At 42.7% G+C, this 2,178-nt stretch carries 2 protein-coding genes; one reads left to right on the top strand and one right to left on the bottom strand.

Annotation, left to right across the window (positions count from 1 at the left end; translation table 11 throughout):
• Window positions 1-101 precede the first annotated feature (101 nt).
• Complete coding sequence (locus DP116_RS21380; RefSeq protein WP_169157087.1) at window positions 102-443, bottom strand: 2Fe-2S iron-sulfur cluster-binding protein; 342 nt, start codon at window positions 441-443, stop codon at window positions 102-104.
• A 238-nt stretch (window positions 444-681) separates the two neighbouring features.
• Between DP116_RS21380 and DP116_RS21375 the strand changes: the two genes are divergently transcribed.
• On the top strand, window positions 682-2,061 hold the full coding sequence (locus DP116_RS21375; protein ID WP_169157086.1) for an endo-1,4-beta-xylanase: 1,380 nt from the start codon (window positions 682-684) through the stop codon (window positions 2,059-2,061).
• The last annotated feature ends 117 nt before the right edge of the window (window positions 2,062-2,178 follow it).

The raw sequence follows: 2,178 nt of genomic DNA, 5'->3' as shown, positions 1-2,178 counted from the left end.
ACAGTTATCAGTTATCAGTTACCAGTTACCAGTTATCAGTTATCAGTTACCAGTTCATTGTTCACTGCGGCTGGTACTGATTGAATAAATGTCCTTTAGAACTATTCTGATGGTGCTGCATTTGACTGAAAATAAAGCGATGTTTTATACAAAACTTGTTCTTGATGAGTTTCTAAAGTGCAATCCGATAAAGGATAAGCGACACAGGTGATTGTGTAGCCAGCTTCTACTTCATGTGGACGCAGAAACTTTTGCTCACTTTGATCAACTTCTCCACTGATTATTTTGGCAACACAGGCGGAACATTCTCCTTGTTGACATCCCGATGGTAGACGAATACCAGCTTCTTGAGCAATATCAAGAATATATTGGTCATCTGGGACTTGAATGGTGCGATCCAATCCGATTCCGGAATTGATAAGTCGAACTTGATAAACTGGCATTTGTTATTTTTATACAACTGGAGTTTAGACTAAAGACGAGCGATCAGAACATAACGTCCGCAGAATTTAGTGTAAAATAATTTACGCTATTTCGGAGTGGAAACGTTCCTGATGTCAAGTAACAAATTCTTTATCGTCAGTAACACATTAGTGTAATATGCTAACAATGCTGATTGAGCTAGCTAATACTTGGCTTTGAAATCAAACCAGTGGTGTAAAAAAAGCAACAAAGGGTCATATGCGTAATCACAACAACCAGCAGAAATGGAAACGAAGGCGGCAAACAAGTAGCACACTGCTATTGGGTTTTGTTAGCTTTCTAATTATATTCGGTATTCATATTACACTGACGCTAGCGCAAGAAGCGGTTCTCCCGGTTCAACAGACAAAAGGCAATAATCTCATCGCACAGATTTCCTCTGATGATGCGTGGCGTCAAGCAGCTGCCAACAATATCAACACATACCGCAAAGGTGATTTGACGGTGGTAGTGACCGATGCCAACGGTACACCTGTCCCTAATGCAGAGGTACACGTTGCGATGAAGCGCCACGCCTACAACTTTGGTAGTGCAGTTGACGAAAAAACTTTACTGACAAGTTCAAGCAACTCTGATGTTAACAAGTATCAAAACAATATCCCACAGCTATTTAATGAAGGGGTAATCGAAAATGGTCTGAAATGGCCACAGTGGGAAAACTTGGAGTCACGTCCCCAAGCTATCGAAGCTGTCAAGTGGCTTAGGGACAAAAACCTCAAAGTACGTGGTCACAATCTTGTCTGGCCAAGTTGGAACAATTCGCCACCCAGTTTGCAGGCACTTTACAACAATACACTGAACCAGCAGGGAAAGGCAGCGGCTGATCAGGTTTTGCGCGATCGCATCATCGCCCATATCCGCGACGAGGTCGGGTACTTAAAGGGTCAGATAAACGACTGGGATGTTATCAATGAGGCATCTGACAATCACGATTTTCAAGACATTCTCGGTGAGTCGGTTCTTGTAGATTGGTTTAAAGCCGCCCATGAAGCAGATCCAAATGCCGTTCTTTACATCAACGAGAATTTCTATGACAACAGCACTCACGGAGACCAATATGAAAGTCAGATTCAGTACCTAGTTAATAATGGTGCACCAATTGGTGGTATCGGTATAGAAAATCACCTAATGAATGGTACTATTTCGATACCGCAACTCGTAAGCATCCTTGACCGCTTAGGTAAGTTTAACCTTCCCATTAAAATTACCGAGTTCGATATTTTCACATCTAATAGGCAGACACAGGCTGATATAACGCGCGATTGTATGACGGCTGTTTTTGGCCATCCGGCGACAAATGGCTTCGTAATGTGGGGTTTTTGGGATGGTGCACAGTGGTTTGAAAATGGACCAATTTATGACAGAGATTGGACTGTCAAGCCGAGTGGCAAAGTTTACATGGACTTGGTCTTTAAGGAGTGGTGGACTGACGTGGTTGGGAAAACTGACGCCAATGGAGAATACAAGATTCGGGGCTTTCTTGGAGACTATGAAGTGACCGCAAGCAATAACCTTGTGAGTAAAACAGTGTCCACAACACTTTCGCGCAACGGTACGAAGTTGACAATAGGGATGTAACTTCGGATCGCAGCAGTCAAAGGGGTAGCGCGATTGCGCTACCCTTTATCTAAACTGCAGTTATAAGTGATTAAGCAAACTTGATATTAGCACCTTTGTGACTTTAAGTGAGTCTAC

The organism is Brasilonema bromeliae SPC951, assembly GCF_012912135.1.
GTDB lineage: Bacteria > Cyanobacteriota > Cyanobacteriia > Cyanobacteriales > Nostocaceae > Brasilonema > Brasilonema bromeliae.
The sequence above is the reverse complement of the archived record's forward strand: the minus strand, read 5'-3'. Positions and strand labels throughout refer to the sequence as shown.

What these genes read in the sequence shown, in the direction of transcription:
- DP116_RS21380 (WP_169157087.1), bottom strand. Translation starts at nt 443, where the DNA reads ATGCCAGTTTATCAAGTTCGACTTATCAATTCCGGAATCGGATTGGAT.
- DP116_RS21375 (WP_169157086.1), top strand. Translation starts at nt 682, where the DNA reads ATGCGTAATCACAACAACCAGCAGAAATGGAAACGAAGGCGGCAAACA.